This is a genomic window from Brevefilum fermentans, from assembly GCF_900184705.1.
GTDB classification, from domain to species: Bacteria; Chloroflexota; Anaerolineae; order Anaerolineales; family Anaerolineaceae; genus Brevifilum; species Brevifilum fermentans.
The window spans coordinates 677,573-697,030 of sequence record NZ_LT859958.1 but is presented as its reverse complement, the minus strand read 5'-3'; the positions used below and the strand labels follow the sequence as shown (position 1 = coordinate 697,030).

The 19,458-nt window shown below is 53.3% G+C and carries 15 protein-coding genes, 2 tRNA genes and 2 rRNA genes; 8 read left to right on the top strand and 11 right to left on the bottom strand.

What is annotated here, in order from left to right; translation table 11 throughout:
• Window positions 1-133: 133 nt before the first annotated feature.
• Both CFX1CAM_RS03160 and rsmA read left to right on the top strand, forming a co-directional pair.
• Window positions 134-1,537, top strand: coding sequence for a ubiquitin-like domain-containing protein (locus CFX1CAM_RS03160; protein ID WP_162287646.1), 1,404 nt, complete (start codon window positions 134-136; stop codon window positions 1,535-1,537).
• A complete protein-coding gene (gene rsmA, locus CFX1CAM_RS03155; protein ID WP_162287645.1) occupies window positions 1,528-2,349 on the top strand; it encodes a 16S rRNA (adenine(1518)-N(6)/adenine(1519)-N(6))-dimethyltransferase RsmA in 822 nt (273 codons plus the stop codon). Before CFX1CAM_RS03160 ends, rsmA begins: the two co-directional genes overlap by 10 nt.
• A 283-nt stretch (window positions 2,350-2,632) precedes the next feature.
• Here the strand turns inward: rsmA and CFX1CAM_RS03150 are convergent, their stop codons facing one another.
• On the bottom strand, window positions 2,633-3,355 hold the full coding sequence (locus tag CFX1CAM_RS03150; protein WP_087861616.1) for a polyprenol monophosphomannose synthase: 723 nt from the start codon (window positions 3,353-3,355) through the stop codon (window positions 2,633-2,635).
• 463 nt (window positions 3,356-3,818) lie between these two features.
• On the opposite strand from CFX1CAM_RS03150, the gene CFX1CAM_RS03145 reads away from it, so the two are divergent.
• The 4 genes from CFX1CAM_RS03145 (at window position 3,819) to CFX1CAM_RS03130 (ending at window position 7,837) form a co-directional block, all read left to right on the top strand.
• The gene (locus CFX1CAM_RS03145; RefSeq protein ID WP_087861615.1) at window positions 3,819-5,171 is read left to right on the top strand and encodes an NAD(P)-dependent malic enzyme; all 1,353 of its coding nucleotides are present in this window, start codon (window positions 3,819-3,821) and stop codon (window positions 5,169-5,171) included.
• 59 nt (window positions 5,172-5,230) lie between these two features.
• Window positions 5,231-6,256, top strand: a complete 1,026-nt coding sequence (locus CFX1CAM_RS03140; RefSeq protein WP_197687153.1) for a hypothetical protein — start codon at window positions 5,231-5,233, stop codon at window positions 6,254-6,256.
• Between the two features lie 41 nt (window positions 6,257-6,297).
• Entirely contained in the window at window positions 6,298-7,287 is a 990-nt protein-coding gene (locus CFX1CAM_RS03135) for a Gfo/Idh/MocA family protein (RefSeq protein WP_087861614.1), read from the top strand.
• 172 nt (window positions 7,288-7,459) lie between these two features.
• Window positions 7,460-7,837, top strand: a complete 378-nt coding sequence (locus CFX1CAM_RS03130) for a hypothetical protein (RefSeq protein ID WP_087861613.1) — start codon at window positions 7,460-7,462, stop codon at window positions 7,835-7,837.
• A gap of 203 nt (window positions 7,838-8,040) precedes the next feature.
• Here CFX1CAM_RS03130 and CFX1CAM_RS03125 read toward each other — a convergent pair whose 3' ends face one another.
• From CFX1CAM_RS03125 to melA, 3 genes are all read right to left on the bottom strand, one after another.
• Window positions 8,041-9,465, bottom strand: a complete 1,425-nt coding sequence (locus CFX1CAM_RS03125) for an MFS transporter (RefSeq protein ID WP_157891664.1) — start codon at window positions 9,463-9,465, stop codon at window positions 8,041-8,043.
• Window positions 9,466-9,497: 32 nt separating this feature from the next.
• Window positions 9,498-10,397, bottom strand: coding sequence for a polysaccharide deacetylase family protein (locus CFX1CAM_RS03120; RefSeq protein WP_087861611.1), 900 nt, complete (start codon window positions 10,395-10,397; stop codon window positions 9,498-9,500).
• A gap of 254 nt (window positions 10,398-10,651) precedes the next feature.
• On the bottom strand, window positions 10,652-12,040 hold the full coding sequence (melA, locus tag CFX1CAM_RS03115) for an alpha-glucosidase/alpha-galactosidase (RefSeq protein WP_087861610.1): 1,389 nt from the start codon (window positions 12,038-12,040) through the stop codon (window positions 10,652-10,654).
• A 189-nt stretch (window positions 12,041-12,229) separates the two neighbouring features.
• On the opposite strand from melA, the gene CFX1CAM_RS03110 reads away from it, so the two are divergent.
• Both CFX1CAM_RS03110 and CFX1CAM_RS03105 read left to right on the top strand, forming a co-directional pair.
• Window positions 12,230-13,564: an AI-2E family transporter gene (locus tag CFX1CAM_RS03110; protein ID WP_087861609.1), complete on the top strand. Its 1,335-nt coding sequence runs from the start codon at window positions 12,230-12,232 to the stop codon at window positions 13,562-13,564.
• A 105-nt stretch (window positions 13,565-13,669) separates the two neighbouring features.
• Window positions 13,670-13,861 (top strand): hypothetical protein, encoded by a 192-nt coding sequence (locus CFX1CAM_RS03105; protein ID WP_087861608.1) that lies wholly within the window; start codon window positions 13,670-13,672, stop codon window positions 13,859-13,861.
• A gap of 133 nt (window positions 13,862-13,994) precedes the next feature.
• Here the strand turns inward: CFX1CAM_RS03105 and CFX1CAM_RS03100 are convergent, their stop codons facing one another.
• The 7 genes from CFX1CAM_RS03100 to CFX1CAM_RS03070 all read right to left on the bottom strand — a co-directional run bounded on the left by CFX1CAM_RS03100 (window position 13,995) and on the right by CFX1CAM_RS03070 (window position 19,353).
• Window positions 13,995-14,975 (bottom strand): GNAT family N-acetyltransferase, encoded by a 981-nt coding sequence (locus CFX1CAM_RS03100; protein WP_087861607.1) that lies wholly within the window; start codon window positions 14,973-14,975, stop codon window positions 13,995-13,997.
• 91 nt (window positions 14,976-15,066) lie between these two features.
• The gene (gene infA / locus CFX1CAM_RS03095; protein WP_087861606.1) at window positions 15,067-15,315 is read right to left on the bottom strand and encodes a translation initiation factor IF-1; all 249 of its coding nucleotides are present in this window, start codon (window positions 15,313-15,315) and stop codon (window positions 15,067-15,069) included.
• Between the two features lie 33 nt (window positions 15,316-15,348).
• Window positions 15,349-15,540, bottom strand: a complete 192-nt coding sequence (gene rpsU / locus CFX1CAM_RS03090) for a 30S ribosomal protein S21 (RefSeq protein WP_231941001.1) — start codon at window positions 15,538-15,540, stop codon at window positions 15,349-15,351.
• A gap of 221 nt (window positions 15,541-15,761) precedes the next feature.
• Window positions 15,762-15,878 (bottom strand): 5S ribosomal RNA (gene rrf, locus CFX1CAM_RS03085).
• Window positions 15,879-15,965: 87 nt separating this feature from the next.
• Window positions 15,966-18,928 (bottom strand): 23S ribosomal RNA (locus CFX1CAM_RS03080).
• 248 nt (window positions 18,929-19,176) lie between these two features.
• Window positions 19,177-19,249, bottom strand: a tRNA-Ala gene (locus tag CFX1CAM_RS03075).
• Window positions 19,250-19,279: 30 nt separating this feature from the next.
• Window positions 19,280-19,353 (bottom strand) — tRNA-Ile (locus CFX1CAM_RS03070).
• Between the last annotated feature and the right edge of the window lie 105 nt (window positions 19,354-19,458).

Here is a 19,458-nt window from a genome sequence, read left to right as displayed (position 1 = left end):
GATACGTGTTGATGAACACAGAATATTCGGATATGATCGATGGCATGAGCGAACCCTGCATCATCCCTGGGATGGGTTGTTTCATTAATTAATGCACATGTTTCAACAAAGTTTGTGTTCTACGAAAGGATTTTTGATTAAACAGCGCCGATGGCTCTTCCCGGGGGCGTTGCTGCTGATCCTGGTTGGGCTGGGCTTGATCTGGCTTGGGTTGCAGCAAACCAGCACGGTGATTGTGGCAGGCGACCCGATTCAGGTGCGGACGGCAGCCTGGCGGGTTTCAGGCGTGCTGCGAGCAGCCGGCGTCAGCGTCGGTGAGGATGATCGCCTGACGCCCGAGGGTGACCTGTGGTTCTGGGCACCAGCGGTGATCACCGTTGAACCAGCCCGCGAGGTTCTTATCCGCACACCCGCAGATGAGGTCAGGCTGCGCACTGCTGAACGTATTCCGGCGAACCTGATCGCCGCAATCGGTGTTGACCTGTTTCCTGGCGACCGGGTGTTGGTGAATGGCGGAGTGGTCGATCCGCAGCAACCCCTGGAAGGCGAGGGTTTTGTCCTGCTCCAGTTTCAGCCAGCAGTCGCAGTTCACCTGCTTATCGATGGCGTTGAGAGCCGCTTTTTCAGTCAGGAATCCACCCTGGGCGCTGCCCTTGAAGCCGCACAGGTGTTCATTGCGCCGCAGGATTGGATCTCTGAAGATTTAATGACGCCCTTAGACGAAACGCTGAACGTCGTCATCCGGCGGGCGCGCCTGGTGCGGATCAGCGCGGGCGGCGCTGAACTGACCGGTTTGACGGCTGCTGAAACCGTCAGCGAAGCTTTACACGACCTCGGGTTTGGATTGCAAAATCTGGATCAATCCCTCCCGGCAGAGGATGAGCCGGTACCGGTTACAGGAGAAATTGAGATCGTCCGTGTCGAGGAGAAAATCACCATCCTGAAGGACGAAGTGCCTTACCAGAATGAATACGTTGAGGACCCCAACACGTTTCTGGACGAAATTTCCGTGGTCACCCCCGGTCAGGTGGGGATTTATGCCAGCCGGGAGAGGGTGCGCTATGCCGCTGGAGAAGAGGTCTGGCGCGATGAGCCGCAAAGCTGGCAAGCCAGCGAAGCTGCAGACGGCGTGCTGGGCTACGGCTCAAGGGTTGAAGTGCGCACCGAGGTGGTAGACGGTCAGGAAATTGAATTCTGGCGCAAAATCAGCGTGTATGCCACCTCATTTTCGCCGTGTCGGTTGGGACTGGGAGAGGGGGTGTGCAATGATCGGACCGCCAGCGGGCTGCCCCTGCAGAAAGGGATCGTTAGCGTGACCCGCAACTGGTACAACATGATGCGCTTGCAGCCCGTGTTTGTCCAGGGCTATGGGCGCGGTGTGATTGCCGATATTGGCGGGGGTGGATTATATTTCAGTCATTTCTGGATTGACCTGGGTTACTCAGATAATGATTATCAACAATGGTCCAGATGGACGACGTTGTACTTTCTAACCCCTGTGCCTGCCTGGTACCCGGCGGTGTTGCCATGGCCTTAGAACCGCTGCACGTCCCCGAGCTGCTCAAACGCTTTGGGATTCGACCGCAAAAATCCCTCGGGCAGAACTTTTTAGCCGACCACAATGCCCTGCTGAAGGTGGTACAGGATGCCGGGGTGAGCCCGACAGACCGCGTATTAGAGATCGGTGCGGGGGTGGGCAACCTGACCCGACTCCTGGCAACACAAGCCCGGTATGTGACCGCGATTGAAATCGACAACCGCCTGTATCCGGCTCTGGAAGCCGTGCTGACACCCTTTGACAATGTGCGCCTGGTGAAAGGGGATGTTTTGGCGATCCCCGTTACAGACCTGTTTTCTGAGGACGGCTACCTGGTGGTAGCCAATATTCCTTATTACATCACCTCGGCGGTGATCCGTCACCTGCTGGAGGGGGCAGTGAGTCCCCGGCGAATTGTGCTGACCATGCAGCGAGAGGTCGCTGAGCGCATCCTCAACCGTGAAGAAAAGACAAGCCTGCTCTCGCTTTCGGTGCAGGTCTATGGCGAAGCCCGCATCGCCAGCCACATCCCGGCGCGCTGTTTTTACCCGCCGCCACAGGTTGATTCCAGCGTGCTGGTGATCGACCTGTACTCGCAGCCTTTGCTTTCGGCAGGAGAGGTGTCCACCCTGTTCAAGCTGGCTCACGCAGCCTTCAACCAGAAGCGCAAGATGTTGCGTAATTCGCTTAAGTCGGTGTTAGGGGATACCCTGTCATCAATTCTGGAAGATGCTGGAATTGACCCGCGCATGCGACCGGAGGATCTTAAGCTTGAGGACTGGATCCGGTTGGTGGAAGAGGTTGGCTCGTAGCGGGTAGCGGGTCACCTGACCCCTGATCCCTGATCACCTAATTCCTAATCTCCTAATTCCTAATCCCTGTTTCCTGGTCCCTGATTCCTAATCCCCTGCACCCCATCCACCATTCACTATTCACCATTCACCATCATCGTCCCCGAGCAAAGCGAGTAGGATCACCATTCACTGATCACCTGATTCCTGATCCCTAATTCCTGATTCCTGATTTCTAATCCCTGTTTCCTGATCCCTGATTCCTAATCCCTGATTCCCTCACCCCCGCTTCTCAATCCCCCAATTAAACCCGTTTATTACGATAGAGGCGCCTGAGCTGCCAGACCCGGATGGCGGCTTCGAGCTGGATGCGCAGCGTCATTTTTGATGCACCCTGGGTGCGCTCGGCAAAGTAAATTGGCACCTCGGCAAAGCGCAAACCGGCTAATTTTGCCAGGTACGCCAGCTCGATGACGAACACGTACCCGCTGGAGCGAGTATCTTCGAAGGGGATCGCCTCCAGGGCAGAACGGCGCCACAGGCGGTAAGCGCCGGTGGTGTCCCGAATGGGCAGTCCCAGGATTGTGCGGGCATAGGTGTTGCCAAACCATGAGAGCCCCTTGCGCCACAGGGGCCAATCACGGTCGACCCCCCCGCCGGGGACATAGCGCGAGCCGATAGCCAGGTCGGCTTCGGACAGGGCTTCCAGCAGGGCAGGCAGGCGCTCGGGCGGGTGGCTGAAATCGGCGTCCATCATGCCGATCACATCGGCGCCCGCATTCAACGCGTGGCGCAAACCGTTGATATAGGCTTTCCCCAAGCCGGCTTTAGCCTCCCGATGCAGGACGGACAGGCGTCCCGGGTAAGTTTCCGCCAGGGACTCGGCGACCTGGCCGGTGCCGTCCGGGCTGTTATCGTCCACCACAAGGATGTGATGGTTAGGAATTTGCAGTGAAAACAAGGCCGAAACCAGTGCCGGCAGGTTTTTGGCTTCGTTATAGGTGGGAATGACTTGAATGATCTTCATCGGGCTCCAGGTCGATGGTGCGGTATGGGTCTTGAGGGTTTTTTAGTTTTAACATAAGCAAGGGGCACTGTCAAGCTGAAGGTCAACTCCGATTGCCGGGCGTTTTATCGCCTTTTCTTCAGGATAGAACAATGGGTCAACAGAAAAGTAGGAAATTTCAATTTATAAGGAAAATATATCATGAATAAGGATAAAGCACATCCATTATTCTGGAGGCTTTCCTGGTTCTCACAGGGTTGATCAGTTTGGCGTCCGGATCAGGAGACCGTTAATTCTGTTGATTCTCCGGACCTTTTTTATTGTATTTAAATCAAATACACAAAGTGAAATCAGGAAAATGTGCAATTCCTACTTCCTGTTTCCCGCTACCTGCTTCCTATTCAACCACGTTCCACTCACCATAATGGTAGAATAAAGCTATTCGAAAAATCACCTGATCAAACAAGCACAGAAAAGAGTTAAGATGTCTCATGAAGCCCCAAACGAACAGGAAATCCGCCAGCTGCTGGAAAGCGCCCAGAAACCCGCTGCCGCAGCGATGAAAAGTCACGCCTATTATCGCGGCAAATTAGCCACCCAGCTCAAATGCCCGGTACGCGGCATGGAGGATTTTTCAATCTGGTATTCGCCCGGTGTCGCTGCACCCTGTAAGGCGATTGCTGAATCTCCTGAAAAGGTATATGAATTGACCAATATCGGCAACACCATCGCGGTGATCAGCGACGGTACGCGCGTGCTCGGACTGGGGGATATCGGTCCGCAAGCCAGCCTGCCGGTGATGGAGGGCAAGAGCCTTCTATTTAAATACCTGGGGGGTGTCGATGCGTATCCCCTGGTTTTGAATGCCACGAATCCCGATGATTTTGTCAAAACGGTGCTGCACCTGCAGCCCGGGTTCAGCGGAATCAACCTGGAGGATATCGCCCAGCCCAAGTGCTTCGAAATCCTGGAGCGCTTAAACGAGGCAGCGGAAATCCCCGTCTGGCACGATGATCAACAGGGCACGGCCACCGTCACCCTGGCGGCTTTGATGAACGCGCTCAAGGTGGTGGGCAAAGACAAAGCCGAAATCCGCCTGGCGCTGATCGGCGCGGGTGCAGCCGGCGTTGCCATTGCCCGGCTGCTGTTCGCCTGGGGCGTCAACCCGGCAAAGACCATCGTTGTTGATGCCGGCGGAACAATGGGCAAACACCGCGATGACCTGCCGCCTTCCTCGCCGGCTGGGCACCTGTGCCAGATCACCAATCCTGCGGGCGTGACCGGCGGAATCGCGGAAGCCATGACCGGAGCCGATGTGGTCATCGCCTATTCATCCCCCGGTCCGGGCATCATCCAACCGGAATGGATTAAAGCGATGGCGCCTGACCCGATCGTGTTTGCCTGTGCCAACCCGATCCCGGAGATCTGGCCCTGGGAGGCTAAAGCCGCCGGCGCGGCGGTTGTCGCCACCGGGCGCTCGGACTTTCCCAACCAGGTCAACAACTCGTTATGCTTCCCGGCCATCTTCCGAGGTGTGCTGGATGTGCGCGCCCGCAGGATCACGGATGAAATGTGCTTCGCCGCGGCGGGTGCCCTGGCGGATTGGGGACAGGCTGAGCTGGACGCCGAGCACATTCTGCCATTGATGACCGAGATGGCCATCTATCCTCTGCAGGCAGCGGCAGTGGGCGTCCAGGCCCAAAAGCAGGGCGTAGCCCGGGTTGAGCTGAGTTATGACGAACTGCTGGATCGGGCAGAAATGATCATCGGGGCGGCCCAGGCTGCCACCGATGCACTGATGGATGCAGGCTGCATCCCCCCGTTTCCGGAGGATTGATTGCAGTTTCTCTACAAAAAAGCTTTTTGTAAATCACCCCAACAAGGAGGTTCACGCCCATGGCTCAACCGCAACTGACTTTTTTCTGTGAATTAGCGCCCGAACCGCTGGAAAAATTATTTAACGGTCGCTTTGTGATCGACGATCTCAAAGCGCTCAACGCGACCCTCAGCCTGGGCATCCTGGATTTTTCACCAACCCGCGCTGAGCTGGTCAAACGCTTGAACAAGGTTGGCGTCCCCGTCGTCGCCTGGCTGTTGCTGCCCGTAGAGGATGGCTACTGGTTTAACATCGATAATTACGATAAAGCCGCCGCTCGCTACCAGGACTTCAAAGCCTGGACGCGTGAACACGGGCTGGAGTGGGCCGGGGTCGGGCTGGATATCGAAATGGATATCAACGAGATGCGCGCCCTGTTTGAACGCGCTGGCAGGCGCGCCGCTGTCAGGCGTTTGCTGCGCAAGTTCGTGGATCATCAGCGAGTGGCACGCGTCCGGCGGGGTTATCAGGCGCTTGTGGACGAAATTCGCGCCGATGGCTACCCGGTGGAAAGCTACCAGTTCCCGCTCATCGTGGACGAGCGCTCCGCCCGTGCCACCGTGCTGCAGCGCACCTTCGGGCTGGTCGACCTGGTCACTGATCGAGAGGTACTGATGCTCTACTCCAGCAGCATGGGAACCTGGGGGAAGGCCATTCTTTGGAGTTATGCCCCCGAGGCGGATTCGGTCGGCGTGGGCATCACCGGTGGCGGAGTGGACCTGCCAGATGCGATCAAAGCCGACCCTCTGACCTGGGAGGAGTTTACCCGCGATCTGCGCCTGTGTGTCATGCAGGGGAAACCCATCCATATTTTCAGCCTGGAAGGATGTGTGGCGCAGGGTTTCCTGGCGAAACTGAACACCTTCAATTGGGATCAAGGCGCGCCCATCCCCGTTGGTGCCAACCGGGTGAGGGGCATCCGTACCGCGTTCACCGCGCTGTTGTGGACCCTGGAGCGTCCCTGGGTGTTGTTGTTCGGGCTGGCGACCCTGATTGGGCTGGGTTTCCTGTTCAAGCAGTCAGAACCGCCCCAGGACAAGTGTTGAAGACAACAAAAACAAAAATTTCAAGAATTTAAGGAGTTCCTATGAACAATAAGACGCGCTGGGGGATCCTCGGAACGGCACGCATTGCTCTGAAGTCCATGATCCCTGCATTAAAAGAAACAGAAATGGCTGAGGTGGCAGCCGTTGCCAGCCGGGATATAGACAACGCCCGCGATTTTGCAGACCGGTTTGCGATCCCCAAAGCCTATGGCAGCTACGCAGCCCTGTTGGCTGACCCGGAAATCGACGCGGTTTACATTCCGCTGCCCAACCACCTGCACAAACCCTGGGCCCTCCTGGCGGCTGAAGCTGGAAAGCATATCCTGTGTGAGAAACCCCTGGCGCTGAACCTTGAAGAATGCCAGGAGATGATCGCCGCGGCGAGGGCGAACGGAGTGCAGTTAATGGAAGCTTTCATGTATCGCTACCACCCGCGCATCTTAGCTGCCCACAAGATGGTGCTGGATGGCGCCATCGGCGATCTCAAGACGATTGAATCTGCCTTCACATATCGGAAAGAGGACACAGCGAACATTCGCTTTAAACCGGAGATGGGTGGTGGGGCGCTGATGGATGTGGGCTGTTACTCGGTCAGCATCAGCCGCATGATGGCTGGGCGCGAGCCGCGGACCGTGCAGGCGCGCATGTACCGGACCTCCACCGGCGTGGATGATCAACTGGTGGGTATGCTGGATTTTGGTGATGGGCTGATCGCACATTTCGATTGTGCCATGAACCAAGAGGACCGCCAACGCTGCCTGCTGGCGGGTTCGCGGGGTTACCTCGAAATACCGAACAGTTTCAAGGTCGGCGTCGAGGAAACCTGGATTACTGAACAAAAGGGAGAGGGGAGCCGCCAGGAGTACAGGTTTGAGGGCGTCAACATATACACCTTGATGGCAGAGGATTTCATGCACAGCATCGCTGGTAGACCACCCCGCTTTCCGATTGAGGACGCCCTGGGCAATATGCGCACCATCTTGGCGCTAGCGGAATCGGCTCTGAAAAACGGGCAACCGGTGGACCTTTGAGGTTTGCAGTTGGGTTAACACGTGCTTTTCACATCGGGGCACTGGATGATGTTGGGGTGTACAGCCTGCGAAATTTGCGATGCTTAACCCATTTAAATTTAATAGTGTATAATCCACTGGGTTATAATTTACCAGATATTGATTACTATAAAAATATAGAAAGTTGGTTGATATGTTCAATAAAAGATTAAGCGTTGTTAGCATCATTTTCTACATTCTGGCCGGTTTGTTGTTAATCTTTGCAGTGTGGTCAGCTGTTAATTCCTTTAAATACATCTCGAACTTGGTGAACATGGGTCAGGTGATTGTCAAAGACAGCCTCTTTGATATTGTCAACTTCCACATCAACAGTTTTGGGCAGTATATTGTATATGCGGCTCTGCTATTTGGTATTGGCTGGATTGTGGACATCTTCGCTGATGTTGAAATTGAATCCTATGAATTCACCGATGAAGAACTGGAAGCCCTGAACGATCTGCTCGAGGATGAATTAGAAGAAGAAGAAGAAGAAGAAGAAGAAGAAACAGAAGAAGAAACAAAAATCGAGTAGTTTTTTACGAAGATCAAATGCAGGGGCGAAACAAACTCGCCCCTGCACAAATTTAAAAACAAGCTGAGAGCCAGCCCTGACGCACAGGATCAGGCTTTGGCTTGATAGCAATCCCGCTTCAACCCCAACAAGCAATCAAAACGCAGACAAAAACCCATACCTTTGGCTCAGCATCATCATGCAGGTGATGCGATCACGACGGTTTACTCCGCCTGAGATTGGGATTGCGATAAATGCTGGTCGAGGGCTTCTCGTTTTTCCTGGTGCATGTGCAGCACTTTTTCCTGTATCTCTGCCAGGTAGCTCCCCCGCAGCGGATACCATACCAAAAGCAGTGCGCCCAACAGGCAGCTAAGGCCCGGAATCAACCCGCTGAAGATTTTGATACCCATGATCGCCTCAGGAGGCTGGTTGATAAAGGTCTCACCCATTTGTGAGGCGCGCGTGATGAAATTGCTGCGCTCCAGGATGAAGGCAATGGCCCAGATGGCAACCGACTGGGCGGGCTTGGTGATCAACGCATTCACCCCGAAGAACGCTCCCTCACGGCGCACACCTGAGCGAACTTCATCCTCATCTGCCACCTGGGCAAACAGGATATTCGTTAGCGTCTGTGGACCGGCCAATCCCAACCCGGCGAGGGCAATACAGGCTGGAATCAGGAAAGGCGGGACCACCGCGATGGCGACCAGGGCGACGCCAGCCAGGATCAACAGCACCTGCTGAGCAGCCACCACGCCAAAGCGCTTTCTGAACAGCGAGGTCAGGGGGATGCCAACGATCAGCGGTATGAACAGAAAAGCCAGTAATTGGATCGCCGGCCAGCGTAGGACATAGTCTGCCAGGTAGAAAATCGACCCCAAGAGTAATGAGCTCATCAGGATCGCCATAAAGTTCTCTGCTACCAGGAAGATGAAGGATTTGCTGGTAAATGTGAACTTGATCGCATCCCAAAATGGAAGGGGTTGATCGACCACGGTGAACTCGGGGCGTTCTTTGACGGTAAACGATGTGATCAAAATCAGTACCATGCCAACAAACCCCACCGCGATCATCGCCAGGTACAGGGGCATAAAGGAATCGGCGGCTGTTTTGGGCCTGACCATGTCGGGGATCAGGAAGCCCAGCAGAGTTCCCAGCATCCCAAACAGCGAGCTGGAGATCTGTAACCCGTTACGCTCGGCATCGGATTCGGTCACCTCGGGCAGCAGGGCTGAGTACACCAGCCCGATGATCGTGTAAAAGGTGTCATACAGCAGCATGGTGATCAGCATCCACCAGAACAGGACTTGTTGACCAGCCTGCGGCGGTGCAATCCACACCAGGACAAAGGTCAGCGCCAGGAAGGGTGCTGTAAACCGCATATAGGGGATCCGCCGGCCGCGTTTCGATCGGGTGCTGTCGGTAATGTAGCCAAACAGCGGATCGTTGAAGGCATTCCACAGGGCGTAAATCGTAGCGGCGATGCCAATCCATTTGGCATCCAGACCCAGGTAATCCTGGTAGAAGATGGTCAGCAACCCGCCGTAGATTCCCGAGATCAATGAAGTGCCCAGGGCAGCCAACCCCCAGGAAAATTTATAGCCAAAGCTCAGTTTGACCGGTTGAGGTATGGTCTGTTCAGTCATGTGTTCTCCCATAATGGTTTATGATGGATGGATTAATCAATCTTTGGCATCAACGCTTGCAAGGCGCGGTAACCGATAACCTGGATGCCCTCCGCCCGGATGAAATCTCGGACGGCTTCGCTGGTAAAGGTCTCGTAATCGCCCACCCGGCTCGGCCAGGATGAGGTGATGGCGCGCAGTTCGGGCGTATCTTTGGCGGGGTGGATGATGAAATGGGTCAGCCCGGGTTTGAGCGCGCGGAACGCAGATTTGACCTTCTCCAGACGGTCGCTGGGATCATCCAGCGGCATACCGGTCAGCCCGTCCAGCAGGGGGATGCCCATCTCTTCCAGGGATTGGATTAATGAGATGAACATCTGGGCGGTGTTTTCATCCACATTTCCGACGTGCATGATTTCATCCGCCGACAGGCGCGGGATCATCGGCGGCAAGCCGTACCGGGTCGCCAACTGGATATAGCCCGGTATGATTTGCGGATGGACGACCGTACCCATGTGCGTATCGATATGCGTCAGGTTCATCCCCTCTGCGATCGCACGGCTGACTTGCGCATCCAGTTCAGCAATCGCAGCCTGCGGGTCAGCATGAGCCCAGACCTCTTCGGATGTTTTATGCATGAAGCCCTGCGCATCCAGCAAACCGGAGGCGGGCTCGCGGGTGCTGAGCGGCCCCCAGCGGTAACGGTCGTATTCGCAAGTCAGGGTCAGGTGAGCACCCAGGTCGGCTTCCGGATGGTTACGGGCAAACTCTGCCGCTTCCAAGAACCAGGGACAGGGCACCATCACCGCCCCGCTGGAGATTAAGCCAAAGTCAACAAGATCAGCAAAGGCATCGACCGTCGCCTGGCACATACCGATATCATCGGTGTGGATGATAGCCACCCGGTCATCGGGCGAGAATCCAAGTTTTTTCAATACAGGGTTGGGTTGCATTCTTCCTCCTCTGGTAACGTGGGTTGTAAAGGAACTCACTTCTATTATATACAGGATTGGTGAATGGTGAGAGGTGCATTAGGAATCAGGAATCGGGAAGCGGGAAGCAGGAAGCAGGAAGCAGGTATTAAGGGAGTCCGGCCAGGGCAACCTACAGTTCGATACCCTTGCAGGGCACAGGGAGTGCTTCGCAAAAGTCCGCCCAGGGCAGGCACAGGCAATGCTTCGCGACGTGAATTTACCACTTACCATTCTTAAATATATTCAGGCAGCCAATCGCCATGCGCTTCGATCATCGCATCGACCAGGGCATAAATCTGCTCTGGATCCAGTTCAGCCGCAGTGTGCGGATCAAGCAGGGCGGCATGATAAATATGCTCGCGCTTGCCCGTCAGGGCGGCTTCTACTGTCAGGCTTTGCACGTTGATATTGGTCTGGATCAGCGCCGCCAGTTGCGGCGGCAGCTTCCCGACCCTGGTGGGCTGAATGCCGTTCTTGTCCACCAGGCAGGGCACCTCCACGCAGGATTCGGCGGGCAAATTATCAATCAGCCCGGCGTTCATCACGTTGCCGTAGACCACGCTGGGCTGCCCGGTCTCGAGGGCATGGATGATCCTGGCACCGTACTCCATTGAGCGCTGACCCGTATCTGCGCCGGTGAGAAAATCGCGTACATACTGGATTTCATTTTCCATTGCGCCAGCAGCGAGCATGTTTTTCAACAGGGCTTCATGGTCAATCGCTGCGCTCGGATCTTCAAGCAACTGATGCGCCACTTCCCAGCCGGCAATTTGCACCTCGCAGCGCCGGATGTACTCATCCAGCGGAATATTGTATTTTTCAATCAGGTCGGGTCGATCGCGCTTGATGAACCAGGGCACATATTCAGCAAAATGCTCGCTGGATTCGGTGACAAAATATCCCAGGCGTTGGAGCATATCAAACCGCACCCGGTTCCAATCCGGGACCCGACCTTCCGCAATCACCTGGCGGAGCAAAGGGTACAGGTCCTGTCCATCCCGCTCAAAATGCAGGTAAAACGCCAAGTGGTTGATCCCGGCGCACAAATAATTAATTTCTTCCAGCGGCACATCGATCAGTTCAGCCAGTTGTGCGGCGGTGCCCTGCACCGAATGACACAAACCCACCGTGCGGATCTCTGATGCCCGGTTGATCGCCCAGGTGACCATTGCCATCGGGTTGACATAATTCAGCAGAGTCACCTGCGGGCACACTTCTTCCATGTCCCGGCACATTTCCAGATACACCGGGATGGTGCGCAACGCGCGCATGATCCCGCCGATTCCCAGGGTATCCGCAATGGTTTGCCGCAGCCCAAATCGCTTCGGAACCTCAAAATCCGTCACCGTGCACGGCTGGTAGCCGCCCACCTGGAACATCCCGATGGCGTAATCCGCGCCCTCCAGCGCTGCCAGCCGATCAAGGTGCATCTCAAGGTTGGGAGCCACCCCCATCGACATCGCCACGCCGATGCCGACTTTAAACGTCGTTTCGAGGCGGTTGGCATCGATATCGTGCAGGGCAATCGTGGATTCTGCCAGCTCGGGGAAAGTGAGGATGTCAGTTAACAGGTCTTTGGCAAACACGGTGCTGCCGGCACCCAGAAAGCATATTTTTGGCATATTTACACTCCTTTTTTTCATTGACAACGATGGATGATGGTTCATCATCAGCTAAGTTATTGAAAACAACGCCCATCGGTTCATTTGCACAAAAATTATTTTGTTACTTTATTGTATAATAAGATTGGCTGGACGGCAGCATCATCTTGATTTTGATTAAGAAAATTATGATTTCCAACACAGTGAGTCATGACAGAAAAAAACGCTCAAAACTATCAAAATAACAATGAAAACCCTTCGCCAAATTGGGGTTGGACGACAAAACTGGTCGTCGGGATGGGGCTGGTTGCGATTTTCCTTTTACTTCTGGTCCGCTTTCAGAGTTTTCTGGGCCCATTGATCACTGCCATTTTATTGGCGTACCTGATCAAACCTCTGGCAACTTTCACCACAAATAAGTTAAAAATCCCCTGGCGCATTTCGGTTACCATCATTTATATCCTGCTGGTGCTGATCATCCTGGGTCTGATGACCTGGGGTGGATTTGCGCTGGTCGAACAGGTCCAGAACCTGATTCGATTCATCGAGAAAAATATCCACCTCCTTCCAGACCTGGTAGCCGATATCACTGAACGCACCTATGTCATTGGTCCCTTTCACTTTTCACCTTCCGGTTTTAGCTGGGATGAAATCACCGGTGAGATTGTGCGCATTATTCAACCCGTTATTGGTCAGTTTGGGTCATTGGTAGGGTCGATTGCAGCCGGTGCGATGAGTATCATCACCTGGACGGTATTGATTGTGTTGATCTCCTATTTTTTGCTGCCAGAATCCAGACATTCCCCTGACCAGGCATTCTTTAGGAGCAGCGCCGGCACCAGTAAGGACATTCAGCGCATCGGTAATGACCTGAACCAAATTTGGAACGCATTTATTCGCGGCGAGCTCGTCGTTGTGTTGATCTCTTATGTCCTTTACATGATCACCCTTGGCGTTTTAGGCGTGCAGTTTTTTATCGGTCTGGCTGCCATCGCTGCCATTGGTCAATTAATTCCCTACGTGGGTGCCTGGGTTACCTGGATCTCCTTTGGGCTGGTCGCGTTGTTTCAATCGAATATCCCCTTTGGCCTCCCAGCCGGCATTTACATGATCATCGTCCTGGCTGTGTCAATGATCATCAACAATATCATCGATAACATCATCCGCATAAAGGTGATGGCATCGGGCTTGAAAGTTCATCCATCTCTGGTTTTAATCGGGGCGATTATCGGTGTGCAGTTGTTTGGCGTCATTGGGATTGTGATCGCTGCCCCAATCATGGCCAGCTTCAAATTAATCCTTATATATGTGATCAGAAAACTCAGGGATCAGGATCCCTTTGAGGTCGATGAAACCAGTGAGACCATCGAGAAAACAAAATGGGCGTTGTGGTTGGATAAAACCTGGTTGGCTCTCAAGTCCTGGATTGTAAAACACTGGAATAAATTGTGGAAGAAACCGAAGGCTGACGCGTTGCCGTCACACAAAGAGCCATCCAATCTCGCTCCAGAGGAAGAGCGAGAACAGGTCAGCTCCAAAGAATGAAAGATTTTTCCTGCTGAGATATACCGGTGATGCTATGCCTGAAGCCGCCAGATGTGATATAAATGATAGCTGAGTCAATCAATAGTCTTACGAGGAGAACACAAAATGGACGATTCCTTAGATCCTAAAACCACCACGATTGCCGAAACCGACAATTACCTCGCCTGGAAGGCAGAGGAAGCCGATGGTGAAACTACCTACCACCTGGAATTGAATAACGTCACCCTGCACTTCTTCAAAGAAGAATGGCAGGAATTCATCGACCTGGTAGACATGGTCCTGGATGAAGAGCTCTAAACTGGGCGTTTTTTAAAAAAGGTGTCTCACAAAGATTCCTATTTAAAAATTATTGCCACCAAACCCGGTTTGGGTTTGAAGACAATTGTCCATACGATGTCCTCCAGGCAGTCTTTAAGGCCTGCATGAGGTTCTAAAACCGATAGACCATCCAGATCAAAGTTCGAAATTCAGTAAACCCCAGGCGAGAAAGCTGCTCGGCCCCCCTGCCTTGCGGATAATCAATCGAAAGCGGGTGCTTTTGAGGTAGCCGCTGGAGCACTCGTGCCAGACTGCATGGCAGAAGCTCAGCTTCTTTTTCTATCGAGAATGCCAGCCACAGGTTATTGGCATAAGTATTCGTTTTTTGCCAGGTAATTACCCCCAGAAATTCACTTTTGACCTTCACAACCCAATGCTTGAGATAAGAGTCATCCAAAAAAGTCTTGGTTCTTTGCAGGAGGTCCGGCGCGAATTGGCGGAAATCAACAGGCCATTGCCAGCGAAGGTCATCAGGATAAGCCACATCCAGCCAGGACTGCTGGGTTGTCCAGTCACGCGGGTACCAGCGCCCAACCTGGCAAGGAGGTGTGTGGCTATTTCTCCAAGGACTCCGATCGCGAGGGCAGATGCGCCAGGTAGTGCGCAAAGCCTGTTCGCTAAAACCTGACCTGCGGTAGAGCTGGATGGCGGGCGGGTTGTCGTCTCGCACCTGCAACCAGGCTTCGGTTTCACCCTGCTGGCGCAGGGTTTGCAAGGCACGCTGAGTCAGCTCATGAGCAATCCCACGGCGGCGATGGTCAGGGTGTACAGCAACATTGGCGATCACGACCACACGACGCCCTCCCTTCGTGCTGGGGATCAGGCTCAGGTTGCCAATAATCTGCCCATTTTCCTCCCAAACAAAGCCGCTGTTTTTCGCGGGGTATTGATCGGAAAAGCCAACCAGGCGCCCCATCAAGCGCATTTCCCAGGCGATTTTTCGCATTTCATCAATATAGGCTTTTCCATCCGGGTCTAAATGGATTGGAAAACAGAGTTCGATCAAATCGGCGACCGGGTCAAGATCGCGCGTTAAATCAAATCGACGGATGTGTGGATGAGGGGTTACAGCCGGGAATACGGGGGCTACCATGACGCTATTTTACCTCACGAACATGCTTTCAGAATCAAAAAATCCTGCCAAAGCAGGATTTCGATCTTCAAAAATGAATAAAACAGGTTTATTAAAAGTCGTCTGGTTCCGCAGAATGACGCCGATAACGATAGACGATCCGCCCACGAGTAAGGTCATAGGGTGAGATCTCCAATCGAACTCGATCGCCCAACAAAATCCGGATATAGTGCCGGCGCATCTTACCCGAGAGATATGCGAGTATTTCCGAACCGTTTTCCAATTCGACTTTGAACTGAGTGCCGGGCAAGGCTTCAATTACCGTGCCCTCAACCGTTAACTTATCGTCATCTTTGGCCATAAAACCTCCTTCGAACAAAACCGCTGTCAATCACTAATCGTTGCGTACAGCACGCCGGATTGCTTTTTTCTTCTCCATACGACGAAGTTCGCTTTTTGAAATAAACCAACGTTTCCGTCGAATGGTGCTCAAAACACCGCTTTTAACAACTTGCTTCCGGAAACGCCGGAACAATTGATCCTGAGATTCATTTTGTCGTAAAACGACACGTGTCAAAACCCTCACCTCCCTTCCAAAAGGTGGTCGATGATGCAAAACCTCGTCCAGGTGAGGACGAACCCACCATCAACCCGGTCTGGCATCCTAAACAATGTGCACGCCCTGAAAAAATTTGACGTACCGGGTCATATTATACTTTAATTCGGGGAGAATGGTAACTGGTAACGGCGCCAAACGGCGACCAATTCAAAGAACCAGAAACATCCTGCGAATTAAAAAGAAAAGTCCTTTGGCAATGACTTACTCTCCCAGGGGGCCTCCCCCCAAGTACCATCAGCGCTGGCAAGCTTAACGACCGGGTTCGGGATGTTACCGGGTGTACCCTCGCCGCTCTAATCACCAAAGGACATTTTCAACGATGTTAAAGATACCAACGAATAGTCATGACAGCCAAATTGTAGCGAAAAAGCAACGAGTTCTCCACATCACGTGTTGAAGCCCTCGATCGATTAGTACAGTTAAGCTAAACGCATTGCTACGCTTACACCTACTGCCTATCAAGCAGGTGGTCTTCCTGCGATCTTACTCCATTTACTGGATGAGGGATCTAATCTTGAAGCGAGTTTCCCGCTTAGATGCTTTCAGCGGTTATCTCTGCCAGACGTAGCTACCCAGCGATGCCGTTGGCACGACAACTGGCACACTAGAGGTCTGTCCACTCCGGTCCTCTCGTACTAGGAGCAGCTCTCCTCAAATCCCTTACGCCCACAGTGGATAGAGACCGACCTGTCTCACGACGGTCTGAACCCAGCTCGCGTACCGCTTTAACGGGCGAACAGCCCGACCCTTGGGACCTGATCCAGCCCCAGGATGCGATGAGCCGACATCGAGGTGCCGAGCCAGGTCGTCGATATGGACTCTTGGACCTGACTAGCCTGTTATCCCCGGGGTAACTTTTATCCGATGAGCCACGCCCTTTCCACTCAGAAGCGTGGGATCACTAAGCCCGACTTTCGTCTCTGCTCGACGCGTTGGTCTTACAGTCAAGCTCCCTTGTGCCTTTACACTCAATGGCTGGTTTCCATTCAGCCTGAGGGAACCTTTGGGCGCCTCCGTTACCTTTTAGGAGGCGACCGCCCCAGTCAAACTGCCCACCAGACACTGTCCCCTCGCCGGATAACGGTCGAGGGTTAGGGCCTAAACATTACCAGGGTGGTATTTCACTGATGGCTCCACCAAGGCTGGCGCCCTGGCTTCATAGCCTCCCACCTATTCTCCACAAATAATATTCAAACTCAATATCAAGCTGCAGTAAAGTTCCACGGGGTCTTATTGTCCTACTGCGGGTAGGCCGCATCTTTACAGCCATTTCAATTTCGCCGGGTCCTTCGTTGAGACACTGCTCAAGTTGTTACACCATTCGTGCGGGTCGGAACTTACCCGACAAGGAATTTCGCTACCTTAGGACCGTTATAGTTACGGCCGCCGTTCACCGGGGCTTCAGTTCAAAGCTTCGCTTGCGCTAACCTCTCCCTTTAACCTTCCGGCACTGGGCAGGTGTCAGCCCCTATACATCACCTTACGGTTTTGCAGAGACCTGTGGTTTTGGTAACCAGTCCCTTGAGCCATTTCACTGCGGCCCTCTCGGGCTCAAAATAAATTTTTCACCTGAAAGGGCACCTCTTATCCCGAAGTTACGAGGCTAAATTGCCGAGTTCCTTAACGAAGGTTCTCCCGCTCACCTGAGTATACTCTACCCGTCTACCTGTGTCGGATTGCGGTACGGGCACTTAAAAATCATCACTTAGAAGCTTTTCTAGGCACTAAGGCTCAACTCACTTACGTCTTATAGACTCGCAACCATGTCTCAACTCAGCCCACGGATTTTCCTATGGGCCTCAACGTCTGACACATGGTTCACCTGAACGACCAATCTCAGGCTGGCCTACCTCAATGCGTCCCTCCATCGCTCATTTTAAGTGGTACCGGAATGTTGACCGGTTATCCATCGCCTACGCCTCTCGGCCTCGGCTAAGGCCCCGACTAACCCGACGCGGAACGACCTGGCGTCGGAAACCTTAGACATACGGTGAACACGGTTCTCACGTGTTTTACGCTACTCATGCCTGCATTCTCACTTCTGTCCGCTCCAGCTGTCCTCACGGTCAACCTTCAAAGCAAACAGAACGCTCCCCTACCGCTCTAGAAAATCTAGAACCCATGGCTTCGGTATCAAGCTTAGCCCCGTTAAATTTTCCGCGCAAGATCACTCGACCAGTGAGCTATTACGCACTCTTTAAAGGATTGCTGCTTCTAAGCAAACCTCCTGGTTGTTTCAGTAACCTCACATCGTTTCCCACTTAGCTTGAATTTGGGGACCTTAGCCGATGGTCTGGGCTGTTTCCCTTTCGACCCCGAAACTCATCTCCCGGAGTCCGACTGCCATGCTCTCGAATAACGGCATTCGGAGTTTGATTGGGTTTGGTAAGCTCTGAGCCCCCTAGCCCATTCAGTGCTCTACCTCCGTTATTTAACACATGACGCTAGCCCTAAAGCTATTTCGGGGAGAACAAGCTATCTCCAGGTTCGTTTGGCATATCACCCCTACCCACAGCTCATCCCCTAATTTTGCAACATTAGTGGGTTCGGTCCTCCACGGGCGTTTAGACCCGCTTCAACCTGGCCATGGGTAGCTCACCTGGTTTCGTGTCTAATCCCTGCGACTGCCGCCCTATTCAGACTCGCTTTCGCTCCGGCTCCGGGTGTCACTCCCTTAACCTTGCCACAGAAATTAACTCGCAGGCTCATTCTCCAAAAGGCACGCCGTCAGGCATTATAGTGCGCACAGGCTTTCACCATAGCACCAACCTATCATAGCCCTTCGACTGCTTGTAAGCTTACGGTTTCAGGTTCTTTTCACTCCCCTAACAGGGGTACTTTTCACCTTTCCCTCACGGTACTTGTTCACTATCGGTCGCAAAGTGTATTTAGCCTTGGAGAGTGGACTCCCCAGCTTCCTGCCGGATTAGCGTGCCCGGCAGTACTCAGGTATCCTGCGAGAGTTGAGCGGTTTTCGCGTACAGGGCTCTCACCTTCTTTGGCTGGCTATTCCATACCATTCCACTAACCTCTCAATTTATGACTCTCATTTGCTGGACCCTACAACCCCGACATAGTAAACTACGTCGGTTTGGGCTGCTCCCTTTTCGCTCGCCACTACTCAGGGAATAATCTCTTTTCCTCTGGGTACTTAGATGTTTCAGTTCCCCAGGTTCCCCTCATATGCCTATATATTCAGCATATGATGCCGCTGGTTCACAACGGCTGGTTTCCCAATTCGGACATCCCCGGATCAACACTTGTTCACAGCTTCCCGAGGCTTATCGCAGTGTCCCACGTCCTTCGTCGGCACTTAGCGCCTAGGCATCCACCGTAAGCTCTTAGTAGCTTCTCACGTGATGCGGAGAATTCGATGCTTTTTCAATTAAGCATTCCTTCTTGCATACACTTACTAAAAAATTGAAATCTTATTCGATTTCGGCCTACAATTTGATGTCAGTAACTATTCAATTGGTAATGTACGAATTGGCTTATTCGCCAACTTGCCGGTTGACCGGCGATGGTCGCCGTCAATTGCTTTGTAATTAGCAGCAACCATCTCCTGTCAACCCTGTTGATGCCTGGGGTTTTCAAGCCCAGTAATGGAGATGATGGGATTCGAACCCACGACCTCCGCCTTGCAAAGGCGGCGCTCTCCCAACTAAGCTACATCCCCAGTCGGATGCACCCAGCCTATCGGGCACAGTGGGCCATTCTGGATTCGAACCAGAGACCTCGCCCTTATCAGAGGCGCGCTCTAACCAGCTGAGCTAATAGCCCGCAAGAGACTCAGCCTTAACAGCTGAGGAGTGATAGGAAGGTTTAACTTCGTTCAATGCATGCCTCTCCACCGCTGTAGAGGCACCTTTTTTAGGGAGTGTGACG

Coding starts and splice junctions, on each gene's coding strand:
- rsmA (WP_162287645.1), top strand. CDS start 1,528: ATGGCCTTAGAACCGCTGCACGTCCCCGAGCTGCTCAAACGCTTTGGG.
- CFX1CAM_RS03150 (WP_087861616.1), bottom strand. CDS start 3,355: ATGAAGATCATTCAAGTCATTCCCACCTATAACGAAGCCAAAAACCTG.
- CFX1CAM_RS03145 (WP_087861615.1), top strand. CDS start 3,819: ATGTCTCATGAAGCCCCAAACGAACAGGAAATCCGCCAGCTGCTGGAA.
- CFX1CAM_RS03140 (WP_197687153.1), top strand. CDS start 5,231: ATGGCTCAACCGCAACTGACTTTTTTCTGTGAATTAGCGCCCGAACCG.
- CFX1CAM_RS03135 (WP_087861614.1), top strand. CDS start 6,298: ATGAACAATAAGACGCGCTGGGGGATCCTCGGAACGGCACGCATTGCT.
- CFX1CAM_RS03130 (WP_087861613.1), top strand. CDS start 7,460: ATGTTCAATAAAAGATTAAGCGTTGTTAGCATCATTTTCTACATTCTG.
- CFX1CAM_RS03125 (WP_157891664.1), bottom strand. CDS start 9,465: ATGACTGAACAGACCATACCTCAACCGGTCAAACTGAGCTTTGGCTAT.
- CFX1CAM_RS03120 (WP_087861611.1), bottom strand. CDS start 10,397: ATGCAACCCAACCCTGTATTGAAAAAACTTGGATTCTCGCCCGATGAC.
- melA (WP_087861610.1), bottom strand. CDS start 12,040: ATGCCAAAAATATGCTTTCTGGGTGCCGGCAGCACCGTGTTTGCCAAA.
- CFX1CAM_RS03110 (WP_087861609.1), top strand. CDS start 12,230: ATGACAGAAAAAAACGCTCAAAACTATCAAAATAACAATGAAAACCCT.
- CFX1CAM_RS03105 (WP_087861608.1), top strand. CDS start 13,670: ATGGACGATTCCTTAGATCCTAAAACCACCACGATTGCCGAAACCGAC.
- CFX1CAM_RS03100 (WP_087861607.1), bottom strand. CDS start 14,975: ATGGTAGCCCCCGTATTCCCGGCTGTAACCCCTCATCCACACATCCGT.
- infA (WP_087861606.1), bottom strand. CDS start 15,315: ATGGCCAAAGATGACGATAAGTTAACGGTTGAGGGCACGGTAATTGAA.